Annotated in this window: 14 protein-coding genes and 1 tRNA gene; 12 read left to right on the top strand and 3 right to left on the bottom strand. The window is 68.1% G+C overall.

The window, feature by feature from the left end; genetic code table 11:
* Positions 1-57: 57 nt before the first annotated feature.
* Both ACZ32T_RS08670 and ACZ32T_RS08665 read left to right on the top strand, forming a co-directional pair.
* Positions 58-1,488 (top strand): DHA2 family efflux MFS transporter permease subunit, encoded by a 1,431-nt coding sequence (locus ACZ32T_RS08670; RefSeq protein ID WP_467365991.1) that lies wholly within the window; start codon positions 58-60, stop codon positions 1,486-1,488.
* A 64-nt stretch (positions 1,489-1,552) separates the two neighbouring features.
* Positions 1,553-2,608, top strand: coding sequence for a UDP-N-acetylmuramate dehydrogenase (locus tag ACZ32T_RS08665; RefSeq protein WP_467365989.1), 1,056 nt, complete (start codon positions 1,553-1,555; stop codon positions 2,606-2,608).
* 19 nt (positions 2,609-2,627) lie between these two features.
* On the opposite strand, the gene ACZ32T_RS08660 is transcribed toward ACZ32T_RS08665, so the two are convergent.
* Complete coding sequence (locus ACZ32T_RS08660) at positions 2,628-3,263, bottom strand: NAD(P)-dependent oxidoreductase (RefSeq protein WP_467365987.1); 636 nt, start codon at positions 3,261-3,263, stop codon at positions 2,628-2,630.
* An 88-nt stretch (positions 3,264-3,351) separates the two neighbouring features.
* On the opposite strand from ACZ32T_RS08660, the gene ACZ32T_RS08655 reads away from it, so the two are divergent.
* Complete coding sequence (locus ACZ32T_RS08655) at positions 3,352-3,933, top strand: TetR/AcrR family transcriptional regulator (protein WP_467271463.1); 582 nt, start codon at positions 3,352-3,354, stop codon at positions 3,931-3,933.
* Here ACZ32T_RS08655 and ACZ32T_RS08650 read toward each other — a convergent pair.
* Together ACZ32T_RS08650 and ACZ32T_RS08645 are read right to left on the bottom strand one after the other, a co-directional pair.
* Positions 3,926-4,939 carry an adenosine deaminase gene (locus ACZ32T_RS08650; protein WP_467365985.1) on the bottom strand — a complete coding sequence of 338 codons (1,014 nt, stop codon included), beginning with the start codon at positions 4,937-4,939 and terminating at the stop codon, positions 3,926-3,928. The genes ACZ32T_RS08655 and ACZ32T_RS08650 overlap by 8 nt on opposite strands.
* A 123-nt stretch (positions 4,940-5,062) precedes the next feature.
* Positions 5,063-6,289, bottom strand: coding sequence for a pyridoxal phosphate-dependent aminotransferase (locus tag ACZ32T_RS08645; RefSeq protein ID WP_467365983.1), 1,227 nt, complete (start codon positions 6,287-6,289; stop codon positions 5,063-5,065).
* Between the two features lie 213 nt (positions 6,290-6,502).
* On the opposite strand from ACZ32T_RS08645, the gene ACZ32T_RS08640 reads away from it, so the two are divergent.
* The 9 genes from ACZ32T_RS08640 (at position 6,503) to ACZ32T_RS08600 (ending at position 18,913) form a co-directional block, all read left to right on the top strand.
* Positions 6,503-6,575 (top strand) — tRNA-Trp (locus tag ACZ32T_RS08640).
* 106 nt (positions 6,576-6,681) lie between these two features.
* Complete coding sequence (gene secE, locus ACZ32T_RS08635) at positions 6,682-6,969, top strand: preprotein translocase subunit SecE (protein WP_356707718.1); 288 nt, start codon at positions 6,682-6,684, stop codon at positions 6,967-6,969.
* 74 nt (positions 6,970-7,043) lie between these two features.
* Positions 7,044-7,940: a transcription termination/antitermination protein NusG gene (gene nusG / locus ACZ32T_RS08630; protein WP_467271469.1), complete on the top strand. Its 897-nt coding sequence runs from the start codon at positions 7,044-7,046 to the stop codon at positions 7,938-7,940.
* 178 nt (positions 7,941-8,118) lie between these two features.
* Positions 8,119-8,553, top strand: coding sequence for a 50S ribosomal protein L11 (gene rplK / locus ACZ32T_RS08625; RefSeq protein WP_467271470.1), 435 nt, complete (start codon positions 8,119-8,121; stop codon positions 8,551-8,553).
* Between the two features lie 82 nt (positions 8,554-8,635).
* On the top strand, positions 8,636-9,358 hold the full coding sequence (gene rplA, locus ACZ32T_RS08620; RefSeq protein ID WP_356707715.1) for a 50S ribosomal protein L1: 723 nt from the start codon (positions 8,636-8,638) through the stop codon (positions 9,356-9,358).
* Between the two features lie 395 nt (positions 9,359-9,753).
* Positions 9,754-10,317 carry a 50S ribosomal protein L10 gene (gene rplJ / locus ACZ32T_RS08615; RefSeq protein WP_356707714.1) on the top strand — a complete coding sequence of 188 codons (564 nt, stop codon included), beginning with the start codon at positions 9,754-9,756 and terminating at the stop codon, positions 10,315-10,317.
* Between the two features lie 86 nt (positions 10,318-10,403).
* On the top strand, positions 10,404-10,787 hold the full coding sequence (gene rplL / locus ACZ32T_RS08610; protein ID WP_356707713.1) for a 50S ribosomal protein L7/L12: 384 nt from the start codon (positions 10,404-10,406) through the stop codon (positions 10,785-10,787).
* 611 nt (positions 10,788-11,398) lie between these two features.
* Positions 11,399-14,884, top strand: coding sequence for a DNA-directed RNA polymerase subunit beta (rpoB, locus tag ACZ32T_RS08605; RefSeq protein ID WP_467271473.1), 3,486 nt, complete (start codon positions 11,399-11,401; stop codon positions 14,882-14,884).
* A gap of 129 nt (positions 14,885-15,013) precedes the next feature.
* Positions 15,014-18,913: a DNA-directed RNA polymerase subunit beta' gene (locus tag ACZ32T_RS08600; RefSeq protein WP_014154600.1), complete on the top strand. Its 3,900-nt coding sequence runs from the start codon at positions 15,014-15,016 to the stop codon at positions 18,911-18,913.
* Positions 18,914-18,936 lie beyond the last annotated feature (23 nt).

Genomic DNA, 18,936 nt, shown 5'->3' with positions numbered 1-18,936 from the left:
CGGCCGTTCTTCTGTCGACTTAAGTTAGTCATTGATAACTAACCCTTGGGGGTGGCAGTGAAGCAGCAAGCATCCAGCCGGGGGGGAGCCGTCTGGGCCCTCGTCATCACGAGCGTCGCCGGATTCATGGCGGCACTCGACAACCTCGTCGTCACCACCGCACTGCCGTCCATCCGTGAGAGCCTCGGCGGCCGGCTGGAGGAGCTCGAGTGGACGGTGAACGCCTACACCCTCACCTTCGCGGTGCTGCTGATGACGGGCGCCGCGCTCGGTGACCGCTTCGGCCGGCGCCGGCTCTTCCTCGCCGGCCTCACGGTCTTCACCGCCGCCTCCGCGGCCGCCGCACTGTCGCCGGGGATCAACGAACTCATCGCCTTCCGGGCCGTCCAGGGCGTCGGGGCCGCGGTCATGATGCCGCTCACCCTCACCCTGCTCACCGCCGCGGTCCCGCCCGCCAGGCGCGGCATGGCGCTCGGGTTCTTCGGCGCGGTCACCGGCCTCGCGGTCGCCAGCGGCCCCCTGATCGGCGGGAGCCTCACCGAACACCTCTCCTGGCAGTGGATCTTCTGGCTGAACGTCCCCGTCGGCCTGGTCCTGCTCCCCCTGGCGCGGCTGCGGCTGTCCGAGTCCTACGCCCCCGGGGCGCGGCTCGACGTCCCCGGCACCGTCCTGGTCAGCGGAGGCCTCTTCGGCATCGCCTACGCACTCGTCAGCAGCACGAGCGACGGCTGGAGCGACCCGCTCGTGCTCACCGCGCTGATCGCCGGGACGCTCCTCCTGGGTGTCTTCATCCGCCACGGGTTCCGTGCGGAGAACCCGGTCCTGCCCATGCGGCTCTTCAAGGACCGGGCCTTCTTCGGGATCAACATGGCGAGCCTGCTGATGTTCCTGGGCATGTTCGGCTCGATCTTCCTGCTCAGCCAGTTCCTCCAGAACGCGCTGGGCTACTCGCCGACCGAGGCGGGCCTGCGGATGCTGCCGTGGACGGGGATGCCGATGCTCGTGGCGCCCGTCGCCGGATATCTGGCCGACCGGTTCGGCGGCCGCCCCGTGGTGGTGACCGGCCTCGCCCTCCAGGCGGTGGGACTCGGCCTCTTCGCGGCGGTCCTGGAACCTGACGTCGCCTACTCGGCCCAGCTGCCCGGCCTGATCGTCGGCGGCATCGGCATGGCCCTCTACTTCGCGCCCGCCGCCAGCCTCGTGATGTCCAGCGTCAGGCCGGGGGAGCAGGGCATCGCCTCCGGCGCGAACAACGCCCTGCGCGAGGTCGGCGGAGCCCTCGGGGTCGCCGTACTGGCCGCGGTCTTCTCCGCCCAGGGCGGATACGGCTCCCCGCAGGCCTTCTCCGACGGGACCGTGCCGGCTGTGTGGATCGGCGCCGGTGTGGTGGCCCTCGCCGCGCTCACGGCCCTGCTCATCCCGCGCCGCGGGCGACTGACCGGCCCGGCGCCGGAACCCTCCGAGGAGCGTGTGTCGGCCGCGGCCTGAGCCCCCGCCCTCGTCCGTACGGTCCACGGCCCGCTCCCGGGAAGTGGACCGTACTCTTGTCCCCGTGCAGGAACTCCACGACGCCCCCCTCGCCCCCCTGACCACCTTCCGGCTCGGCGGCCCGGCCAACCGCCTCCTGACGGCCACCACCGACGCGGAGGTGATCGCCGCCGTGCGCGAGGCCGACGACAGCGGCACACCGCTCCTGGTCGTCGGCGGCGGCTCCAACCTGGTCATCGGTGACAAGGGCTTCGACGGCACGGCCCTGCGCATCGCGACCAAGGGCTTCACGCTCTCCGGCACGGCGCTCGAACTGGCGGCCGGCGAGGTCTGGACCGACGCCGTGGCCCGTACGGTCGAGGCGGGGCTGGCCGGGATCGAATGTCTCGCCGGAATCCCGGGGTCCGCCGGGGCGACACCGATCCAGAACGTCGGCGCCTACGGGCAGGAGGTGTCCTCGGTCATCACCGAGGTCGTCGCCTACGACCGGCACACCCGGGAGACGGTCACCCTCCCGAACGAGGCATGCGCGTTCTCGTACCGCCACAGCCGCTTCAAGGCCGAGCCCGACCGTTTCGTCGTGCTGCGGGTCCGGTTCGGGCTCGAGGATGCCGGCGGACAGTCGGCGCCCCTCCTCTACCCCGAGACCGCCAGGGCCATGGGCGTCGGACAGGGTGACCGCGTTCCCGCAGCCTCCGCCAGCGCAACCGTCCTCCGGCTGAGGGCGGGCAAGGGGATGGTGCTCGACCCGGAGGACCACGACACCTGGTCGGCCGGGTCCTTCTTCACCAACCCGGTCCTCGACGAGGCCGGGCACGCGCTCCTCCTCGCCCGCGCCGCCGAGCGCCTGGGCGCGGACGTCACGCCCCCCGCCTTCCCCACGGGCGACGGACGGGTGAAGACCTCGGCCGCCTGGCTCATCGACAAGGCCGGTTTCACCAAGGGGTACGGCACCGGCCCCGCCCGCATCTCCACCAAGCACACGCTCGCCCTCACCAACCGGGGCGGCGCGACCACCGAGGACCTGCTGGCCCTGGCCCGCGAGGTCGTCGCAGGGGTGCACGAGGCCTTCGGGGTCACGCTCGTCAACGAACCGGTGACGGTGGGCGTCAGCCTGTAGCCCGGCGCGGGCCGCAGACTCAGTAGGCGACCCCCACGCCCTGTTTCAGTGCGGCCGGCTCGTCGATCAGCGCCAGCATCGCGTGGGCCACATCGGCCCGCGCGATGGACCGGCCGCTCCGCGGGGTGCCGCCCACGACCGTCCGGTACGTCCCCGTCAGCGGGCCGTTCGTCAGCTTCGGCGGCCGCACCGACGTCCAGTCCGTCGCGCTCGCCGCCAGTGCGGCTTCCATGCGCGTCAGATCCGCGTACACCTCCCTGAGGACCACGCCGATCACCCTGCGGACCGCCCGGTCGAGCAGCGGGTCGTCAGCGGGCTCCGGGCCGACCGGGGCCGCGCTCACGACCAGCAGTCGCCGCACCCCTTCGGCCTCCAGCGCCTCCAGCACCAGCCCGGTGAGCCGCTCGGCGACGTCACCCGCCTTCCGCCCCCGGGCCCCGAGCCCGGAGAGGACGGCGTCCCGGCCCGCGACCGCGGCGCGCACCGCCGCCCCGTCGCCCAGTGGCACGACCGCGTGCAGACCGGCGTCACCGAGCCCGTCCGGGAGCCGGGCGGGATCACGGACCACCGCCGTCACCTCGTGTCCCGCCGTCAGCGCCTGCCGCACGACCTCCTGGCCGACGGCCCCCGTCGCCCCGAACACTGTGAGCCTCATCGCGCACGCCCTCCTGAGTGGGTGAGTATTCACTTACCCATAGGGTGAGTGGACGCTCACCCTTTCGTCAAGCCTTGCTGGAGCATCCATGGACCAGAAGCCGGCCCGCGTCCGCATCGTCGATGCCGCCCATGAGCTCATGCTCGGCATCGGCCTCGCACGGACGACGACGAAGGAGATCGCCAAGGCGGCCGGCTGCTCCGAAGCGGCGCTGTACAAATACTTCGCGAGCAAGGAAGAGCTCTTCGTGACCGTGCTCGGCGAACGCATGCCGAGGCTCGGCCCGCTCCTGGGGGACCTGGAGGCGGGCGAAGGGGATCTCGAACTCAACCTCACCCAGGTCGCCCGCCAGGCCGCGCTCTTCTACGAGCAGACCTTCCCGGTCCTCGCCTCGCTGTACGCCGAGCCCCGGCTCAAGCAGCGGCACGAAGCGGCGATGCGCGAGATGGGCACCGGCCCGCACCTGCCGATCCAGGGCCTCGACGCCTACCTCCGCGCCGAACAGCGGGCGGGCCGGGTCGTCCCCGGCGCCGACACCTACGCGGCGGCCTCGCTCCTGCTGGGCGCCTGCGCCCAGCGGGCCTTCGCCTACGAGATGGGAGGGGCCCCGCAGTCACTGGACGACTTCGCCGCGTCCCTCGCCCGCACCCTGCTGAGCGGCATCAGCTAGCCAGCCACGCGTCGATCCCGCCCAGCAGCTCTTCCCGCACCTCGGCGGGCGCCACCGACCCACGCACGGACTGCCGCGCCAGCTCGGCCAGCTCCTCGTCGGTGAACGCGTGATGACGGCGTACGAGGTCGTACTGCGCGGCCAGCCGGGAACCGAAGAGCAGCGGATCGTCCGCGCCGAGCGCCATCGGCACCCCGGCCTCGAACAGAGTGCGCAGGGGTACGTCGGCGGGCTTCTCGTAGACACCGAGCGCCACGTTGGACGCGGGGCAGACCTCGCAGGTCACCCCCCGCTCCGCGAGCTTGCGCAGCAGCCTCGGGTCCTCGGCCGCCCGCACGCCGTGCCCGACCCGGACCGCGTCGAGGTCGTCCAGGCAGTCCCGGACGCTGGACGGGCCCGACAGCTCGCCGCCGTGCGGCGCCGCGATCAGTCCGCCCTCGCGGGCGATGGCGAAGGCGCGGTCGAAGTCGCGGGCCATCCCGCGGCGTTCGTCGTTGGAGAGCCCGAAGCCGATGACGCCCCGGTCCGCGTACCGCACGGCGAGCCGGGCGAGCGTCCTGGCGTCCAGCGGGTGTTTCATCCGGTTCGCCGCGATCACCACCCGGATCCCGAGCCCGGTCTCGCGGGCCGCACGGTCCACGGCGTCCAGGATGATCTCGATCGCCGGGATGAGCCCTCCGAGCAGCGGGGCGTACGACGTGGGGTCGACCTGGATCTCCAGCCATCCGGAGCCGTCCGCGACGTCCTCCATGGCGGTCTCGCGCACGAGCCGCTGGATGTCCTCCGGAGAGCGGAGGCAGGACCGGGCGATGTCGTACAGGCGCTGGAAACGGAACCAGCCGCGCTCGTCGGTCGCCCGCAGCTGGGGCGGCTCACCGCCGGTCAGGGCATCGGGCAGGCGCACCCCGTACTTGTCCGCGAGTTCGAGCAGGGTCGTGGGCCGCATCGACCCGGTGAAGTGCAGGTGCAGGTGGGCCTTGGGCAACAGCCGTACGTCACGCTCCATCGATCGATCTTGCCGCACCCGAGGGGCGCGGCGGTAGCGGATTCCCATCCGAGTTACCCGTCGAACAAAAAAGTGGCCCCCGGCCGGAGCCGGGGGCCGTACCACTCAGGTGGGTCTCCCGCGTCAGTCGCGGGCCTCGCCCAGCAGCTTCTGGAGCCGGGAGACGCCCTCGACGAGGTCGTCGTCGCCCAGCGCGTAGGAGAGCCGCAGATAACCCGGCGTGCCGAACGCCTCACCCGGCACCACGGCGACCTCGGCCTCGTCCAGGATGAGGGCCGCGAGCTCGACGGAGTCCGCGGGGCGCTTGCCGCGGATCTCCTTGCCGAGCAGTTCCTTCACCGAGGGGTACGCGTAGAACGCGCCCTCGGGCTCGGGGCAGAGCACGCCTTCGATCTCGTTGAGCATGCGCACGATCGTCTTCCGCCGGCGGTCGAAGGCGGTCCGCATCTCGGCGACCGCGTCCAGGCTCCCCGTGAGGGCGGCGATCGCGGCGGCCTGCGCGACGTTGTTGACGTTGGAGGTGGCGTGCGACTGCAGGTTGGTCGCGGCCTTCACGACGTCCTTCGGGCCGATGATCCAGCCGACCCGCCAGCCGGTCATGGCGTAGGTCTTGGCGACACCGTTGACCACGATGCACTTGTCGCGCAGCTCGGGCACGACCGCGGGGAGCGAGGCCGCGGCGGCGCCGCCGTAGACCAGGTGCTCGTAGATCTCGTCCGTCATCACCCACAGGCCGTGCTCGACGGCCCAGCGGCCGATCGCCTCGGTCTCGGCCTCGCTGTAGACCGCGCCCGTCGGGTTGGACGGGGACACGAACAGGACGACCTTCGTGCGCTCGGTGCGCGCGGCCTCGAGCTGCTCCACCGAGACCCGGTAGCCGGTGGTCTCGTCGGCCACGACGTCGACCGGGACACCGCCGGCGAGACGGATGGACTCGGGGTAGGTCGTCCAGTACGGCGCGGGGACGATGACCTCGTCGCCCGGGTCGAGGACCGCGGCGAAGGCCTCGTAGATGGCCTGCTTGCCGCCGTTGGTCACCAGGACCTGGGAGGCGTCGACCTCGTAGCCGGAGTCGCGCAGCGTCTTCGCCACGATGGCGGCCTTGAGCTCGGGGAGCCCGCCCGCCGGGGTGTAGCGGTGGTACTTCGGGTTTCGGCACGCCTCGATCGCGGCGTCCACGATGTAATCGGGGGTCGGGAAGTCGGGCTCGCCGGCGCCGAAGCCGATCACCGGACGCCCGGCGGCCTTGAGGGCCTTGGCCTTGGCGTCGACGGCGAGGGTGGCGGACTCGGAGATCGCACCGATGCGGGCCGAGACCCGGCGCTCGGACGGAGAAGTTGCAGCGCTCATGCCCCCCATGCTCGCAGACCGGAAAACCCCCGGGCACAGGGGTTTCAGGGACCGGACAGGACTCGGACAGCATCCGGACAGGACCGGTCGGTTGTGGTCTGTTCGACGCCGCGCCGCTGAGCACGTACACTCACCTGTCGTTGGCCTTCATCAGCCACACCGTTTTCCCCACCGGCCCACCGGGGAGGATGCGGTAGGTTGGTGAAACCACAAAGGGTCGTAGCTCAATTGGTAGAGCACTGGTCTCCAAAACCAGCGGTTGGGGGTTCAAGTCCCTCCGGCCCTGCTACACACTCCTTCGCCAGGATGTGTGCGCATGTACGTACTTCAATGCACCGCCGTGCGGCTCCACCGGGCGCGGCACGGCCACGACCCGGAATCAGGTGAGTAGCGTGACGGACGCCGTGGGCTCCATCGACATGCCTGATGCCGAGGACGAAACCCCCGAGTCGAAGAAGAAGACCCGGAAGGGCGGCAAGCGCGGCAAGAAGGGCCCTCTGGGCCGTCTCGCGCTGTTCTACCGCCAGATCGTCGCCGAGCTCCGCAAGGTCGTATGGCCGACGCGCAGCCAGCTGTCGACGTACACGGCCGTGGTGATCGTGTTCGTGGTCGTCATGATCGGTCTCGTCACCGTGATTGACTTCGGATTTGCGCGGGTCATCAAGTACGTCTTCGGCTGATCCCCGCGGAGGGCGCCTCATCGGCGCCCCTTTCGCATGTTCCACCCATTTGTATCCAGGAAGAAGCAGCCATCGTGTCTGACCCGAACCTGAACGACGACGCCGAGCCCACGGCGAGCGCCGTCGAGTCCGCCGAGGACGAGCTCGACATCGTCGAGGCGGCGGATGCCGTGGCCCCGGACCAGGTCGACGCTGCTGACGCCGCCGCGGGCGAGCCCGCCGAGCAGGCCGCCGTGCGCGCCGAGTCCGACGAGGACGAAGAGGCCGCCCAGGACGACGAGGAAGCCGCGGAGGAGTCCGACGAGGAGGCCGCGGACGAGTCCGACGAGGAGGAGGCCGAGCCGGCCGCCCCCGTCGACGCCGTCGCCGCCCTGCGCGAGGAGCTCCGCGGACTTCCCGGCGAGTGGTACGTCATCCACACGTACGCCGGTTACGAGAAGCGCGTGAAGGCCAACCTGGAGCAGCGCGCCGTCTCGCTCAACGTCGAGGACTTCATCTACCAGGCCGAGGTGCCCGAGGAAGAGATCGTCCAGATCAAGAACGGTGAGCGGAAGAACGTCCGTCAGAACAAGCTCCCGGGATACGTCCTGGTGCGCATGGACCTGACGAACGAGTCCTGGGGTGTTGTCCGCAACACGCCCGGCGTCACCGGCTTCGTGGGCAACGCCTACGACCCTTACCCGCTGACCCTGGACGAGATCGTCAAGATGCTCGCCCCCGAGGCCGAGGAGAAGGCGGCCCGCGAGGCGGCCGAGGCCGAGGGCAAGCCGGCTCCGGCCCGCAAGGTCGAGGTCCAGGTCCTGGACTTCGAGGTGGGCGACTCGGTCACCGTCACCGACGGCCCGTTCGCGACGCTGCAGGCGACGATCAACGAGATCAACGCCGACTCGAAGAAGGTCAAGGGCCTCGTCGAGATCTTCGGTCGCGAGACCCCGGTCGAGCTCAGCTTCGACCAGATCCAGAAGAACTGACGGCCTTCCGGCCCGTCTCTGGACACATGCCTACCGAGCAGGTCAGACAGGCTTCGCAGCCTGTCTGACCTGCTCGGTTTTTGGTCGCGCAGCTATACCCGTTATCGTTGTGCGGTATGCCTCCGTCCGGATGACCGGAACGGCGGCGAAACACTCTCACTAGGACCCGGAGAGAGCAATGCCTCCCAAGAAGAAGAAGGTCACGGGGCTTATCAAGCTCCAGATCAACGCCGGTGCGGCCAACCCGGCGCCGCCGGTCGGTCCCGCACTGGGCCAGCACGGCGTCAACATCATGGAGTTCTGCAAGGCCTACAACGCCGCGACCGAGTCGCAGCGTGGCATGGTCGTGCCGGTGGAGATCACGGTCTACGAGGACCGCTCCTTCACCTTCATCACGAAGACTCCGCCGGCCGCCAAGCTGATCCTCAAGGCCGCGGGTGTGAACAAGGGCTCCGGCGAGCCGCACAAGACCAAGGTCGCCAAGATCACGGCCGACCAGGTCCGCGAGATCGCCACGACCAAGCTCCCCGACCTGAACGCCAACGACCTCGACGCCGCGTCGAAGATCATCGTCGGCACCGCCCGCTCCATGGGCGTCACGGTCGAAGGCTGAGTCAGCCCCGTAGCCCTTCAGTGGTAGGACCAAGCGCTGGTCCGCACCACGACTCCACACTCTGAAAACCACAGGAGTAGATGTGAAGCGCAGCAAGAACCTCCGCGCTGCGGACGCGAAGATCGACCGGGAGCGTACGTACGCCCCGCTCGAGGCCGTCCGTCTCGCCAAGGACACCGCCGCCACCAAGTTCGACGGCACCGTCGAGGTCGCGTTCTGCCTGGGTGTCGACCCTCGCAAGGCCGACCAGATGGTCCGTGGCACCGTGAACCTCCCGCACGGCACCGGCAAGACCGCCCGGGTCCTGGTCTTCGCGACCGGTGACCGTGCTGCGGCCGCGGAAGCCGCCGGCGCCGACATCGTCGGCTCCGACGAGCTCATCGACGAGGTGGCGAAGGGCCGTCTGGACTTCGACGCCGTCGTCGCCACGCCGGACCTCATGGGCAAGGTCGGCCGCCTCGGCCGCGTGCTCGGTCCGCGTGGTCTGATGCCGAACCCGAAGACCGGCACCGTCACCCCCGATGTCGTCAAGGCTGTCAACGACATCAAGGGCGGAAAGATCGAGTTCCGCGTCGACAAGCACTCGAACCTCCACTTCATCATCGGGAAGACCTCTTTCGATGACACGAAGCTGGTCGAGAACTACGGCGCGGCCCTGGAGGAGATCCTCCGTCTGAAGCCGTCCGCCGCGAAGGGTCGCTTCATCAAGAAGGCGACCATGAGCACGACGATGGGCCCCGGCATCCCGCTGGACGCCAACCGCGTGCGCAACCTCCTCGTCGAGGAGGACCCGGCCGCCGTCTGAGCCTCCGTGCTCACCCGGTGACCGTGTCACGGCACGGGACGGGCCCCGCAGCCTCCTCGGAGGCCGCGGGGCCCGTCCTCGTACGAGCGGGTGCCGCGCAGGCCGTCCGGGAGGCGTTCAAACCTCTCGCACCGGTCGAACCGGGACGGATTTGCTCCGAACGGCTGCGGTCGCGTAAGCTCCTGAAGAAGCCAAAGACCGCTGGTCGTTGCCGCACTCTCGTCAGAGGGGACGGCGACCGAAGGATCCGTCGAGAACGGGCGACCCGCGCAGGTGACTGTGGAAAGCTCCCGGATTCATTCGGTAGAGCTACGCCCTGGCGCCTGCGCTGGGGCGTTTCGTCTTTCCCGGCCCCTTCTGAGCGGTCCTCATCACCCGGAAGGAGGCCGACGCTCATGGCAAGGCCCGACAAGGCTGCCGCGGTAGCCGAGCTGACGGACCAGTTCCGTAGCTCGAGCGCCGCCGTGCTGACCGAGTACCGGGGTCTCACCGTGGCACAGCTCAGGCAGCTGCGCCGTTCGCTCGGTGAGAACGCCCAGTACGCCGTGGTGAAGAACACGCTGACCAAGATTGCGGCCAACGAGGCCGGGATCGACACGCTGGACGACCTGTTCTCGGGTCCGACAGCGGTTGCCTTCGTCACCGGTGACCCGGTGGAGTCGGCGAAGGGTCTTCGTGACTTCGCCAAGGACAACCCCAGCCTCATCATCAAGGGCGGTGTCCTTGATGGTAAGGCCGTGACCGCCGATGAGTTCAAGAAGCTCGCGGACCTCGAGTCCCGCGAGGTTCTGCTCGCCAAGCTGGCCGGCGCCATGAAGGGCAAGCAGACTCAGGCTGCGCAGCTCTTCCAGGCTCTGCCCTCGAAGTTCGTCCGCACCGCGGAAGCGCTTCGTGCCAAGAAGGCCGAGCAGGGCGGTGCCGGTACCCCGGCTCCCGCCGATGCCGAGGTGGCGGAGTAACACTCCGCGTCCACGGCTCGCAGCGGGCCCGTACGCCCGCCTACATATACATCCGGCACCTGCCGAATTAGTGGAAGGACGCCATCATGGCGAAGCTCAGCCAGGAAGACCTGCTCGCTCAGTTCGAGGAGCTCACCCTCATCGAGCTCTCCGAGTTCGTCAAGGCCTTCGAGGAGAAGTTCGACGTCACCGCCGCCGCCGCGGTTGCCGTCGCCGGCCCCGCCCAGGGTGGCCCCGCCGCCGAGGCCGCTGAGGAGCAGGACGAGTTCGACGTCGTCCTCACCGCCGCCGGTGACAAGAAGATCCAGGTCATCAAGGTCGTGCGTGAGCTGACCTCGCTGGGTCTGAAGGAGGCCAAGGACCTCGTCGACGGCGCCCCGAAGCCCGTCCTCGAGAAGGTCGCCAAGGAGGCCGCTGACAAGGCTGCCGAGTCCCTCAAGGCCGCCGGCGCCTCCGTCGAGGTCAAGTGACCCTGCGAGTCATCTGACTCCGCAAGGCAGTCCCTGCCGCAAGGCGGGGGTGTCACATCGCAAAGGGCGATCACCCATCCGGGTGGTCGCCCTTTGGCGTGCCCCCGGAGGCTGCCTTGAACTTCCGTGCGCGACGAGTAGGGTGATCTTCGCCGTGCGTTCCTCCGGGGACGTCGTGAGGCGTCAACCGGCGTCCTCTCGGCGCAGGTGAAGATCGCCGGGCGTCCGCCGGGACCCTCGGGGCCTTGACGAACCGCACGCGGCGCGCAATTCTCAGGACGCGTCGTCATCTCGATCCGCATCCGAGGCATGGATCGAGAGCGAAGAGGGCAGTAAAGAAGAGCGCACACCGCGCGAGGGCTATTCATAGGTGTTGAGAACAGCTGTTGAGAGCAACGTGGGTCTCTGAGAACCCCGACTGGACATCAGTGTGGCGTTTGGCTACACTGACCCTTTGCGCTGCCTGTTAGCTGCCTCCTGCCCGTCACCAGGGGCATGCCCACGCCTAGCATCGATGACCGGACATTCCCTGACCTTGGGATTCCCGTCTCTGTGTGCGGCTTGGGGCCGGTACGCGCGTAGTGAGTCCGAGCCCTCGGAAGGACCCCCTCTTGGCCGCCTCGCGCAACGCCTCGACCTCGAATACGAACAACGGTGCCAGCACCGCCCCGCTGCGCATCTCTTTTGCAAAGATCAAGGAGCCCCTCGAGGTTCCGAACCTCCTCGCGCTGCAGACCGAGAGCTTTGACTGGCTCCTCGGCAACGCCGCCTGGAAGGCTCGCGTCGAGGCTGCTCTGGACAGCGGACAAGACGTCCCCACCAAGTCCGGCCTGGAGGAAATCTTCGAGGAGATCTCCCCGATCGAGGACTTCTCCGGGTCGATGTCGCTGACCTTCCGCGACCACCGCTTCGAGCCCCCGAAGAACTCGATCGACGAGTGCAAGGAGCGCGACTTCACGTTCGCCGCGCCGCTCTTCGTCACGGCCGAGTTCACCAACAACGAGACCGGCGAGATCAAGTCCCAGACGGTCTTCATGGGCGACTTCCCGCTCATGACCAACAAGGGCACCTTCGTCATCAACGGCACCGAGCGTGTCGTCGTGTCGCAGCTCGTGCGCTCGCCGGGTGTCTACTTCGACTCCTCCATCGACAAGACGTCCGACAAGGACATCTTCTCCGCCAAGATCATCCCGTCCCGGGGTGCCTGGCTGGAGATGGAGATCGACAAGCGCGACATGGTCGGTGTCCGCATCGACCGCAAGCGCAAGCAGTCCGTCACCGTCCTCCTGAAGGCTCTCGGCTGGACCACCGAGCAGATCCTCGAGGAGTTCGGCGAGTACGAGTCGATGCGCGCCACCCTGGAGAAGGACCACACCCAGGGCCAGGACGACGCGCTGCTCGACATCTACCGCAAGCTGCGTCCGGGCGAGCCGCCGACGCGCGAGGCCGCTCAGACGCTGCTCGAGAACCTCTACTTCAACCCGAAGCGCTACGACCTCGCGAAGGTCGGCCGCTACAAGGTGAACAAGAAGCTCGGCGCCGACGAGCCGCTCGACGCCGGTGTCCTCACCAGCGACGACATCATCGCCACCATCAAGTACCTGGTGAAGCTGCACGCCGGTGAGGCCGAGACCGTCGGTGAGTCCGGCCGCTCGATCATGGTCGAGACCGACGACATCGACCACTTCGGCAACCGCCGTATCCGTAACGTCGGTGAGCTGATCCAGAACCAGGTCCGCACGGGTCTCGCCCGTATGGAGCGCGTCGTGCGTGAGCGCATGACCACGCAGGACGTCGAGGCGATCACGCCGCAGACCCTGATCAACATCCGGCCGGTCGTCGCCTCCATCAAGGAGTTCTTCGGCACCAGCCAGCTGTCCCAGTTCATGGACCAGAACAACCCGCTGTCGGGGCTGACGCACAAGCGTCGTCTGAACGCCCTCGGCCCGGGTGGTCTCTCCCGTGAGCGGGCCGGCTTCGAGGTCCGTGACGTGCACCCCTCGCACTACGGCCGCATGTGCCCGATCGAGACGCCCGAAGGCCCGAACATCGGTCTGATCGGCTCGCTGGCCTCCTACGGGCGCATCAACCCGTTCGGCTTCATCGAGACGCCGTACCGCAAGGTCGTCGAGGGCGTCGTCACCGACGACGTCGACTACCTGACGGCCGACGAAGAGGACCGCTTCGTGATCGCCCAGGCGAACGCGACGCTCTCCGAGGACATGCGCTTCACCGAGGCACGCGTCCTGGTCCGCCGTCGTGGCGGCGAGATCGACTACATCCCCGGCGACGACGTCGACTACATGGACGTCTCGCCGCGCCAGATGGTGTCGGTCGCCACCGCGATGATCCCGTTCCTCGAGCACGACGACGCAAACCGTGCCCTCATGGGCGCGAACATGATGCGTCAGGCCGTCCCGCTCATCAAGAGCGAGGCGCCGCTGGTCGGCACCGGCATGGAGTACCGCTGTGCCACCGACGCCGGTGACGTGCTCAAGGCGGAGAAGGCGGGTGTGGTCCAGGAGGTCTCCGCGGACTACATCACCGTGACGAACGACGACGGCACGTACACCACGTACCGGATCTCGAAGTTCTCGCGCTCCAACCAGGGCACCTCGGTCAACCAGAAGGTCGTCGTCTCCGAGGGCGACCGTGTGATCGAGAGCCAGGTCCTCGCCGACGGGCCGGCCACCGAGAACGGTGAGATGGCGCTCGGCAAGAACCTGCTCGTGGCGTTCATGCCGTGGGAGGGTCACAACTACGAGGACGCGATCATCCTGTCGCAGCGCCTCGTGCAGGACGACGTCCTCTCCTCGATCCACATCGAGGAGCACGAGGTCGACGCCCGTGACACCAAGCTCGGTCCGGAGGAGATCACCCGGGACATCCCGAACGTCTCCGAGGAGGTCCTCGCCGACCTCGACGAGCGCGGCATCATCCGCATCGGTGCCGAGGTCGTCGCCGGCGACATCCTCGTCGGCAAGGTCACGCCCAAGGGTGAGACCGAGCTGACCCCGGAGGAGCGCCTGCTCCGCGCGATCTTCGGTGAGAAGGCGCGCGAGGTGCGCGACACCTCGCTGAAGGTGCCGCACGGTGAGATCGGCAAGGTCATCGGCGTCCGCGTCTTCGACCGCGAAGAGGGCGACGAGCTGCCGCCGGGCGTGAACCAGCTGGTCCGCGTCTACGTCGCGCAGAAGCGCAAGATCACCGATGGTGACAAGCTCGCCGGCCGTCACGGCAACAAGGGCGTCATCTCGAAGATCCTCCCGATCGAGGACATGCCGTTCCTGGAGGACGGCACCCCGGTCGACATCATCCTCAACCCGCTGGGTGTCCCGTCCCGAATGAACCCGGGACAGGTCCTGGAGATCCACCTCGGCTGGCTCGCCAGTCGCGGCTGGGACGTCTCCGGCCTCGGTGACGAGTGGGCACAGCGCCTGCAGGCCATCGGCGCCGACCAGGTCGCCCCCGGCACCAACGTCGCCACGCCCGTCTTCGACGGTGCGCGCGAGGACGAGATCACCGGCCTCTTCAAGGCCACGATCCCGAACCGCGACGGCGACCGCCTGGTGCAGCCCTCCGGCAAGGCCCAGCTGTACGACGGCCGCTCCGGCGAGCCGTTCCCGGACCCGGTCTCGGTCGGGTTCATGTACATCCTCAAGCTGCACCACCTGGTCGACGACAAGCTCCACGCGCGTTCGACCGGCCCGTACTCCATGATCACGCAGCAGCCGCTGGGTGGTAAGGCGCAGTTCGGTGGGCAGCGATTCGGTGAGATGGAGGTGTGGGCCCTTGAGGCTTACGGCGCCGCATACGCCCTCCAGGAACTGCTGACGATCAAGTCCGACGACGTGACCGGCCGCGTGAAGGTCTACGAGGCGATCGTCAAGGGCGAGAACATCCCCGAGCCCGGTATCCCCGAGTCCTTCAAGGTGCTCATCAAGGAGATGCAGTCGCTCTGCCTCAACGTGGAGGTGCTGTCCTCGGACGGCATGTCCATCGAGATGCGTGACACGGACGAGGACGTCTTCCGCGCGGCGGAGGAGCTCGGTATCGACCTGTCCCGGCGCGAGCCGAGCAGCGTCGAAGAGGTCTGACGGGTTGTCCGGCCGGATCCTCGTGATCCGGCCGGCTCTCCCCGGACCCGTTCAGACCATTGCTGAAGTGCCCCGATTTCTCGCGTGAAGCGAGGGGGCTCGAACCCCCGAAAGAGGGATTGACGACAAGTGCTCGACGTCAACTTCTTCGACGAGCTGCGGATCGGCCTTGCCACCGCGGACGACATCCGGACCTGGTCCCACGGCGAAGTGAAGAAGCCGGAGACCATCAACTACCGCACGCTCAAGCCCGAGAAGGACGGACTCTTCTGCGAGAAGATCTTCGGTCCGACCCGGGACTGGGAGTGCTACTGCGGCAAGTACAAGCGTGTCCGCTTCAAGGGCATCATCTGTGAGCGCTGTGGCGTAGAGGTCACGCGCGCCAAGGTGCGCCGTGAGCGCATGGGCCACATCGAGCTTGCCGCTCCCGTCACCCACATCTGGTACTTCAAGGGCGTCCCGTCGCGCCTCGGATACCTGCTGGACCTCGCGCCGAAGGACCTCGAAAAGGTCATCTACTTCGCCGCGTACATGATCACGTTCGTCGACGAGGAGCGCCGCACGCGTGACCTCCCGTCGCTGGAGGCGCATGTCTCCGTCGAGCGTCAGCAGGTCGAGAACCGCCGTGACTCGGACCTCGAGAACCGTGCCAAGAAGCTCGAGACCGACCTGGCCGAGCTCGAGGCCGAGGGCGCCAAGGCCGACGTGCGCCGCAAGGTGCGCGAAGGTGCCGAGCGTGAGATGAAGCAGCTGCGTGACCGTGCGCAGCGCGAGATCGACCGTCTCGACGAGGTGTGGAGCCGCTTCAAGAACCTCAAGGTCCAGGACCTCGAGGGCGACGAGCTGCTCTACCGCGAGCTGCGTGACCGCTTCGGCACGTACTTCGACGGCTGCATGGGCGCCGCCGCCCTGCAGAAGCGCCTGGAGTCCTTCGACCTCGACGAGGAGGCCGAGCGCCTCCGCGAGATCATCCGCACCGGCAAGGGCCAGAAGAAGACCCGTGCGCTCAAGCGCCTCAAGGTCGTCTCCGCGTTCCTGCAGACCAGCAACAAGCCCAAGGGCATGGTGCTCGACTGCGTGCCGGTCATCCCGCCGGACCTGCGTCCGATGGTGCAGCTGGACGGTGGCCGCTTCGCGACCTCCGACCTGAACGACCTGTACCGCCGTGTGATCAACCGCAACAACCGCCTCAAGCGTCTCCTCGACCTCGGTGCCCCCGAGATCATCGTGAACAACGAGAAGCGGATGCTGCAGGAGGCCGTCGACGCGCTGTTCGACAACGGCCGCCGCGGTCGCCCGGTCACCGGTCCCGGTAACCGTCCCCTGAAGTCCCTCAGCGACATGCTGAAGGGCAAGCAGGGCCGTTTCCGTCAGAACCTCCTCGGCAAGCGCGTGGACTACTCCGCGCGTTCCGTGATCGTCGTCGGTCCGCAGCTCAAGCTGCACCAGTGCGGTCTGCCGAAGGCGATGGCGCTGGAGCTCTTCAAGCCGTTCGTGATGAAGCGCCTGGTGGACCTGAACCACGCGCAGAACATCAAGTCGGCCAAGCGCATGGTCGAGCGTGGCCGCACCGTCGTGTACGACGTCCTCGAAGAGGTCATCGCCGAGCACCCGGTGCTGCTGAACCGTGCGCCCACCCTGCACCGCCTCGGCATCCAGGCCTTCGAGCCCCAGCTGGTCGAGGGCAAGGCCATCCAGATCCACCCGCTCGTCTGCACCGCGTTCAACGCGGACTTCGACGGTGACCAGATGGCCGTGCACCTTCCGCTCTCCGCGGAGGCGCAGGCCGAGGCCCGCATCCTGATGCTGTCCTCGAACAACATCCTGAAGCCGGCCGACGGTCGTCCCGTCACCATGCCGACCCAGGACATGGTGCTGGGCCTCTTCTTCCTCACCACGGACGAAGAGGGCCGCAACGTCAAGGGCACGGACCGCGCGTTCGGCTCCACGGCCGAGGCCACCATGGCCTTCGACGCCCGCGAGCTGTCGCTGCAGGCGAAGGTCGACATCCGCTTCCCGGTGGGCACCATGCCCCCGCGTGGCTGGGTGCCGCCGGTCGCCGAGGAGGGCGAGCCCGAGTACCAGCCGGGTGACACCTTCCGGCTGCGTACGAGCCTGGGCCGCGCGCTCTTCAACGAGCTGCTGCCCGAGGACTACCCGTTCGTCGACTACTCGGTGGGCAAGAAGCAGCTCTCCGAGATCGTCAACGACCTGGCCGAGCGCTACCCCAAGGTCATCGTGGCGGCGACGCTCGACAACCTGAAGGCGGCCGGTTTCCACTGGGCGACCCGCTCCGGTGTGACCGTGGCCATCTCCGACGTCGTCGTGCCCGAGGCCAAGAAGGCCATCGTCAAGGGCTACGAGGAGCAGGACGAGAAGGTCCAGAAGCAGTACGAGCGCGGTCTCATCACCAAGGACGAGCGCACGCAGGAGCTCATCGCGATCTGGACCAAGGCGACCAACGAGGTTGCCGAGGCGATGAACGCGAACTTCCCGAAGACGAACCCCATCTTCATGATGGTCGACTCGGGTGCCCGAGGAAACATGATGCAGATGCGTCAGATCGCGGGTATGCGTGGTCTGGTGTCGAACGCCAAGAACGAGACGATTCCCCGTCCCATCAAGGCGTCCTTCCGTGAGGGCCTCACCGTTCTGGAGTACTTCATCTCCACGCACGGTGCCCGTAAGGGTCTGGCGGACACCGCCCTGCGTACCGCCGACTCGGGTTACCTGACCCGTCGTCTGGTGGACGTCTCGCAGGACGTGATCATTCGCGAGGAGGACTGCGGCACCGACCGCGGCCTCAAGCTGAAGATCGCCGTCAAGGGTGCCGACGGTGTCCTGCGCAAGACGGAGGACGTCGAGACCTCGGTCTACGCCCGCATGCTCGCCGAGGACGTCGTCGTCGACGGCAAGGTCATCGCGCCTGCCAACGTCGACCTCGGTGACGTCCTGATCGACGCCCTGGTGGGCGCCGGCGTCGAGGAGGTCAAGACCCGCTCGGTCCTGACCTGTGAGTCCGCGGTCGGCACCTGTGCCTTCTGCTACGGACGCTCGCTCGCCACCGGCAAGCTGGTCGACATCGGTGAGGCGGTCGGCATCATCGCCGCCCAGTCCATCGGTGAGCCCGGTACCCAGCTGACGATGCGTACCTTCCACACCGGTGGTGTGGCCGGTGACGACATCACGCAGGGTCTGCCGCGTGTCGTCGAGCTCTTCGAGGCGCGTACGCCCAAGGGTGTCGCCCCGATCTCGGAGGCCAAGGGCCGGGTTCGCATCGAGGAGACCGAGAAGACCAAGAAGCTCGTCGTCACCCCGGACGACGGCAGCGAGGAGACGGCGTTCCCGATCTCCAAGCGTGCCCGTCTCCTGGTCGGCGAGGGCGACGCGGTCGAGGTGGGCCAGAAGCTCACCGTCGGTGCCACCAACCCGCACGACGTGCTGCGGATCCTCGGTCAGCGCGCGGTCCAGGTCCACCTGGTCGGCGAGGTCCAGAAGGTCTACAACTCGCAGGGTGTGTCGATCCACGACAAGCACATCGAGATCATCATCCGGCAGATGCTGCGCCGGGTGACGATCATCGAGTCCGGCGACGCGGAGCTGCTGCCGGGCGAGCTCGTCGAGCGCTCGAAGTTCGAGACCGAGAACCGTCGTGTGGTCACCGAGGGCGGTCACCCCGCCTCCGGCCGTCCGCAGCTGATGGGTATCACCAAGGCCTCGCTCGCCACCGAGTCGTGGCTGTCGGCGGCGTCCTTCCAGGAGACGACCAGGGTCCTGACCGACGCGGCGATCAACGCCAAGTCGGACTCCCTGATCGGCCTCAAGGAGAACGTCATCATCGGTAAGCTCATCCCGGCCGGTACGGGTCTCTCCCGCTACCGCAACATCCGGGTCGAGCCGACCGAGGAAGCCAAGGCCGCGATGTACTCGGCCGTCGGCTACGACGACATCGACTACTCGCCGTTCGGCACGGGCTCCGGCCAGGCCGTTCCGCTGGAGGACTACGACTACGGTCCGTACAACCAGTAGGAGTGAGTGAGAAGGGCGCCCAT

The organism is Streptomyces sp. NPDC023573, from assembly GCF_055559735.1.
Note: the sequence above shows the minus strand (reverse complement) of the source record. Positions and strands in the feature narration are given on the sequence as shown.

Excerpts from the sequence above, each read along its gene's own strand:
- ACZ32T_RS08660 (WP_467365987.1), bottom strand. The coding sequence starts at position 3,263 with ATGAGGCTCACAGTGTTCGGGGCGACGGGGGCCGTCGGCCAGGAGGTC.
- ACZ32T_RS08655 (WP_467271463.1), top strand. The coding sequence starts at position 3,352 with ATGGACCAGAAGCCGGCCCGCGTCCGCATCGTCGATGCCGCCCATGAG.
- ACZ32T_RS08650 (WP_467365985.1), bottom strand. The coding sequence starts at position 4,939 with ATGGAGCGTGACGTACGGCTGTTGCCCAAGGCCCACCTGCACCTGCAC.
- ACZ32T_RS08645 (WP_467365983.1), bottom strand. The coding sequence starts at position 6,289 with ATGAGCGCTGCAACTTCTCCGTCCGAGCGCCGGGTCTCGGCCCGCATC.
- rplK (WP_467271470.1), top strand. The coding sequence starts at position 8,119 with ATGCCTCCCAAGAAGAAGAAGGTCACGGGGCTTATCAAGCTCCAGATC.
- rplJ (WP_356707714.1), top strand. The coding sequence starts at position 9,754 with ATGGCAAGGCCCGACAAGGCTGCCGCGGTAGCCGAGCTGACGGACCAG.
- rplL (WP_356707713.1), top strand. The coding sequence starts at position 10,404 with ATGGCGAAGCTCAGCCAGGAAGACCTGCTCGCTCAGTTCGAGGAGCTC.